Source organism: Haematobacter genomosp. 1, from assembly GCF_002196855.1.
GTDB lineage: Bacteria > Pseudomonadota > Alphaproteobacteria > Rhodobacterales > Rhodobacteraceae > Haematobacter.
In genome coordinates this window covers 1-5,243 of sequence record NZ_NIPW01000037.1, presented here as the reverse complement: position 1 = coordinate 5,243, position 5,243 = coordinate 1, and the positions used below count along the sequence as shown (strand labels likewise).

The window sequence follows — 5,243 nt, the reverse complement described above, 5'->3', positions numbered from 1 at the left end:
CCCGCGCGCGCCCCGCGTTGCAGTCGGCGGAACGCGCGCTGGCGGAGGCGGAGGCGGCGGAGCGGGCAGCGGAGCGTCTGGCCTCCGACAGCCGGGAGGAGCGGGCGGCTGCCGTCGCCCGCGCCGATGCCGCCGCGCTTGCCTGCCGGGAGGCTGCCGACCGCATCCGGGAGGAGGCGGAGACGGAGCCTGCCGCGCTGGCTGCTAGTCTGGGCGAGGTCACGGCGACCGCGGGCGAGACGGAGGAGGAGATCCACCGCCTCCGCCGCGCGCGGGAGGCCTTGGGCGCTGTGAACCTGCGAGCGGAGGAGGATGCCCGCGCGCTGGCCGAGGAGCAGGGGACGCTGGCCGTGGAGCGGGCCGATCTGGATGCCGCCGTCACCAAGCTCCGTGCGGGGATCGCCGCGCTGAACCGGGAGGGGCGCGAAAGGCTGCTGGCGGCATTCGATCAGGTCAACCGCAACTTCCGTCAGCTTTTCACGCATCTTTTCGGTGGGGGAGAGGCGGATCTGGTGATGGTGGAGTCGGACGATCCGCTGGAGGCCGGGCTGGAGATCATGTGCCAGCCGCCGGGCAAGAAGCTCTCCGTCCTGTCTCTGCTGTCAGGTGGGGAACAGACGTTGACGGCGATGGCGCTGATCTTTGCGGTGTTCCTCGCCAATCCCGCGCCGATTTGCGTGCTCGATGAAGTGGACGCTCCGCTGGACGATGCCAATGTCGGCCGGTTCTGCGATCTGCTGGACGAGATGACGCGCCGCACCGGTACCCGCTTTCTCGTCATCACGCATCACGCGGTGACGATGGCCCGGATGGACCGGCTGTTCGGCGTCACCATGCAGGAGCAGGGGGTGAGCCAGCTCGTCTCCGTCGATCTGACACGGGCGGAGGCGCTGGTGGCCTAGCAGGCTGCTGAAAAAGGCCTTTTGGCCTGTGTTGGAGCGGAAATCGCTCTCCATCTGACGAAATCCGGCATCTGACGAAATCCAGCCGGAAATCCATATACTTCCGGATGTTTCCGGGCGGATTTTCCGATGTCTGGCACATCGGCATGACACTTCAGGACTTTTCAACAGCCTGTTAACTCAGGCGAGGGCCTTAGCGGACCGCGCCGATAAGCCCGCCGACTGCGGCCCCCGCGATGGGTTCGTCGGCAATCACCTGCCCCGCCGCCGCGCCGCCGATCGCGCCGGTGGCGACCCGCTGTCCGCGCGTATTGCCGCAAGCGGCGAGGACAGAAACGCAGAGCAGGGCTGCGACGAGATAAGTTCTGGTCATGATTTCCTCCTCCATTTCAACGCAGTGGAACGTTCATGACCGGGCCGGGTTCCGGCGCTGGCGTCATATCTTGCGGATACGATCCGCGAGGGTCACCTCCCCGTCCTCCACGATCCGGCAGAGCACGCCGCGGAGCCTCAGCTCCGGGTGGCCGGGCGCGCGGACCCAGTCGAAGGCCGGTTTGCCATAGCGTTTTTTCCACTTCACGCAGGCGTCGTTCCACAGGTCGGACACTTCCACGACGGCCGTGCCGATCCGAAGCCGCGTGCCGACGGGCAGGTTCTCCTCCGAGAAATCCATATCCGCGACGATGGTGTCTCCCGGGTGGAGCATCTCCGGCTCCGTCATCACCGCCTCCACCACGCGGGCGCCGAGAATGGATATCTGTATGCGCGGGTCGGGGCTGCCATCCGCCAGCTTCATCCATGGGTGCTTCATCCAGCGCTCGCCGGGGATGCCCTCCGCGACGGTGAGTGTCAGGCTGTCGCGGAAGTCGCGCTTGCCGAAGCCCTTGCGGAAGCAGAGCGTCTGGATCGGCGCATCGTCCTTTGGCGCGGCAAGGACATGGGGCAGGGCATCGGCGAGTGTTTCAGCGGTCGCTTGCGGCATGGGTCAGAGCCTGTCCAGAAGGGTTCGGGTGGGCCATGCGTCTGCGGGCAGGCCGAGGCGCGCCTGCTCCTTCTGCACGGCGCTGCGGGTCATGGCGCCCAGGACGCCGTCTATCGCGCCCACATTATGGCCACGCGCGGTGAGCTTTTTCTGAAGCAGGGTCATCTGCACATCGGTGAGCGGCGGGTCCGGGTTGCCGGGATCGAAGGCCGGTGCGCCCGAGAGGCGGGTGGCGAAATAGGCGGCAGTCGTCACATAGACGAAGCTCTTGTTCCAGTCGAAGAACACGTAATAGTTGGGATAGGCGAGGAAGGCCGGGCCCTTGCGCCCCTGCGGCAGCAGCAGGGCCGCGTTCAGGTTGGTGGCGATCTTGCCGCCGCGCGGCTTCACCCCCATGCGCAGCCAGTCCGCAGCGGGGCGTGGCGTGTCCAGCCCGCTCAGGCTCCAGTCCATCTGGTCGGGAACCGTGACTTCCTGAAGCCACGGCTCCCCCCGCCGCCAGCCGTGATCGGCAAGCATTCGCCCGCCCGACATGATCGCGTCGGGGATGGAGGTTTTCATCGTGACCCGCCCGTCGCCATCGCCGTCCACCCCGCGTTCGAGGATATCCTTGGGCAGCATCTGGATCATCCCGATCTCCCCCGCCCAGGCGCCAGTGGTGGTGGCCGGGTCGAATTCCCCTTTTTCGTAGAGCGAGAGCGCGGCGAATACCTGCGGGCGGAACAGGTCGGGACGGCGGCAGTCATGCGCGAGGGTGACGAGCGCATTCGCCGTGTTGAAGTTGCCCTGCACTGCGCCGTAGTCGGTCTCGAACCCCCAGAAGGCAAGGATCACCCCCGGAGGCACGCCGTAGCGCCGCTCCGCCTCCTTGAGTAGCCCGGCGTATTTCTTGCCGTTGGCCACGCCGTTGGCCATCCGGTTCCCGCTGATGAGCGCGCGGGAGAAATCGGTGAATGTCTTGCGGAAGACACCTTGCGAATTGTCGGCGGCGATCACTTTCGGGTCGCGGCGCACGTTGGCGAAGAAGCGGTCGGCGGCCTGTGCGGAATGGCCGTTCGCGACCGCTTCCTGTTTCAGCCCGGCGATGAAGCGTCCGAAGTCGCCGCCGCAGGGCACGCTTTGGGCGGATGCGGTGCCCGCGAGGGCGACAAGGCCCAGCAGGGCAGGGAACAGGGTGGTGCGCATGGGGCTTCCTCCTTTCGCGAAGCTAGGGCGGGGCGGTATCCGGGCAAGGCCCCTGGCAGGCTGCTGGGAGAGTTCACATGTCTCATATCTAACAGGCTTCTGAAAAAGTTCTGAAGCGTCATGCCTATGTGCCGGAAATCTGAAAATCGGCCCGGAAAACGCCCGGAAGTATATAGATTTCTGGCTGGATTTCGTCAGATTGCGAACGATTTCCGCTTCAACACAAGCCTATGAGCCTTTTTCAGCAGCCGGCCAATCCTCTGGAAATCGCCCCCCGTATGATCCGAAATGTCTGGATTTCTGGCTGAAGTTCGTCGGATTGCGGATGATTCCCGCTCCAATACAGCCCCAAAAGCCTTTTTCAGCAACCTGTTAGCTGATGAGCCAGACCAGAAGCACCAGCGCCAGCATCAGCGCCCATGTCCGCCAGAGCGCGGCCACCGCCGCGTCGATCTCCGCCGCGCCGATGTCATGCCGCCCCTCCGCGTTGACATAGGGAAAGTCCCGCCGCTCGCCGTGATAGCTCCGCGGGCCGGAAAGCGCGATCCCGAGCACAGCCGCCATCGCCGCCTCCGGCCAGCCTGCATTCGGCGAGCGATGCAGCGGCGCATCCCGCAGGATGACCCGCCGCGTATCGGGCCGCCCGTGGGCGAGAGCGATCAGCAGCGCCGTCAGCCGCGCGGGGACGAGGTTCAGAAGATCGTCCAGCCGCGCCGCTGCCCAGCCGAAGTCCTCGTGCCGGGGGGTGCGGTGGCCGATCATGCTGTCGGCGGTGTTGACGAGCTTGTAAACGAGAATGCCCGGCAACCCTCCGACAAGGAACCAGAAGGCCGGGGCGACGACGCCGTCCGAAAGATTCTCCGCCGCGCTTTCTATCGCCGCGCGGGCGACGGCGGGCGCATCCATCGCCGCCGTATCCCGCCCGACGATCCGCGCCACTGCCCTTCGCCCTTCGGCGAGGCTCGCGCGGAGACCAGTCGCCACGGCCGCGACATGATCGGCGAGGCTTCGCTGGGCCAGCAAAACCGCGGCGGCCAGCACCTCCAGAAGCCCGCCGCCCGGCAGCGCCGCAACCAGCCGCCCCGCCAGCAGGGCAAGGAGGACGAGCAGGCCGATCCCCACCGCCCCTTTCGCCCGTCTCCCCGCTCCCCGGTTGAAGCGGCGATCCATTCCGTCGATCATGCGGCCCATGAGGACCGCGGGATGCGGCACCCGGGACCAGAGCCGTTCCGGCTCGCCGAACACCGCGTCCAAAGCCAGAGCCGCAGCGAGGGCAAGCGGCTGCATCACCACGGCCCCTCCAGCCGCGCCCAGCCATCGCCCGGCGGCAGACCAAGGCGGAGCCAGCGGTCGTTGTAGGGGAAGATGCGGCTCCAGATGCGGGCGCGGGCCAGACGTTCCTGCCACGCCCGCGCGTCCTCGACCTCATAGAGCCGGAACAGCGGCGTTCCGCCGGCCACGCGCGCGCCGCGCGCCGTCAGGATGCCGTCCAGCCGCGCCGCATCATGGCCAAGCCGCGCGCGTGTCCGCGCGGCCCAGCCCTCGTCGGACAGCGCCGCGCGCCCGATCGCCAGCGCGGGGCCGGAAACGGGCCAGGGGCCGAGCGCTTCGCCCAGACCGGCGATCAGCACGGGATCGCCGATGGCAAAGCCCAGCCGCACCCCCGCCAGCCCCCAGAACTTGCCGAAGCTTTTCAGCACCAGCGTGCCGGGCCGGGCGGAGAGGGCAATGAGGCTCGCCTCGGGCAGCACGTCGCAGAAACTCTCATCAATCACGGTGAGCGCTCCCGATCCCGCCCCCGCCGCCGTCGCGGAATGAAGCCTGCCGTCGGGATTGTTGGGGTGCACCAGCACCCGCGCGCCGCCCGGTCCCTCCTCCCAGCCCGCCGCCCGAAAGGAGGCGGCATGTTCATTGTAGGTCGGCCCCGGTATCTCCACCCGGCCCGGTGGCAGCAGCCGCGGGAGGCGCGCGATCAGCGCGGAGGCTCCCGGCGCCGCCAGCACCGCCGCTGCCCGCGGCACGTGCCAGAAGGTCCGCGCCGCCGCTTCCAGCGCCGCTGCGGCATCCCGGTCGGGCAGGCGGGCCCAGATTTCGGAGGGGAGCACGGGAAGCGGATAGGCCTCCGGGTTGATGCCGGTGGACAGGTCGAGCCACTCCGCCGCCGCGCCGCCATG

General features: G+C 68.0%; 5 protein-coding genes and 1 pseudogene. 1 reads left to right on the top strand and 5 read right to left on the bottom strand.

All coding sequences use genetic code 11. The features are described from left to right. Positions 1 to 902, top strand: a pseudogene (locus CDV49_RS16690) (chromosome segregation protein SMC); the annotation flags it as partial. A 193-nt stretch (positions 903 to 1,095) separates the two neighbouring features. On the opposite strand, the gene CDV49_RS16685 reads toward CDV49_RS16690, so the two are convergent. The 5 genes from CDV49_RS16685 to CDV49_RS16665 form a co-directional block, all read right to left on the bottom strand. Beyond that, on the bottom strand, positions 1,096 to 1,275 hold the full coding sequence (locus tag CDV49_RS16685; protein WP_088216540.1) for a hypothetical protein: 180 nt from the start codon (positions 1,273 to 1,275) through the stop codon (positions 1,096 to 1,098). Between the two features lie 63 nt (positions 1,276 to 1,338). Then, positions 1,339 to 1,884, bottom strand: coding sequence for a hypothetical protein (locus tag CDV49_RS16680; protein WP_088216538.1), 546 nt, complete (start codon positions 1,882 to 1,884; stop codon positions 1,339 to 1,341). Positions 1,885 to 1,887: 3 nt separating this feature from the next. Continuing rightward, on the bottom strand, positions 1,888 to 3,069 hold the full coding sequence (locus tag CDV49_RS16675; RefSeq protein WP_088216537.1) for a lytic murein transglycosylase: 1,182 nt from the start codon (positions 3,067 to 3,069) through the stop codon (positions 1,888 to 1,890). 372 nt (positions 3,070 to 3,441) lie between these two features. Then, a complete protein-coding gene (cbiB, locus tag CDV49_RS16670; protein WP_088216536.1) occupies positions 3,442 to 4,356 on the bottom strand; it encodes an adenosylcobinamide-phosphate synthase CbiB in 915 nt (304 codons plus the stop codon). Next, positions 4,356 to 5,243: aminotransferase class I/II-fold pyridoxal phosphate-dependent enzyme (locus CDV49_RS16665; protein ID WP_143413191.1), on the bottom strand; the 888-nt coding region annotated here is incomplete at its 5' end. The genes cbiB and CDV49_RS16665, both read right to left, overlap by 1 nt.

Excerpts from the sequence above, each read along its gene's own strand:
- CDV49_RS16685 (WP_088216540.1), bottom strand. The coding sequence starts at position 1,275 with ATGACCAGAACTTATCTCGTCGCAGCCCTGCTCTGCGTTTCTGTCCTC.
- CDV49_RS16680 (WP_088216538.1), bottom strand. The coding sequence starts at position 1,884 with ATGCCGCAAGCGACCGCTGAAACACTCGCCGATGCCCTGCCCCATGTC.
- CDV49_RS16675 (WP_088216537.1), bottom strand. The coding sequence starts at position 3,069 with ATGCGCACCACCCTGTTCCCTGCCCTGCTGGGCCTTGTCGCCCTCGCG.
- cbiB (WP_088216536.1), bottom strand. The coding sequence starts at position 4,356 with ATGCAGCCGCTTGCCCTCGCTGCGGCTCTGGCTTTGGACGCGGTGTTC.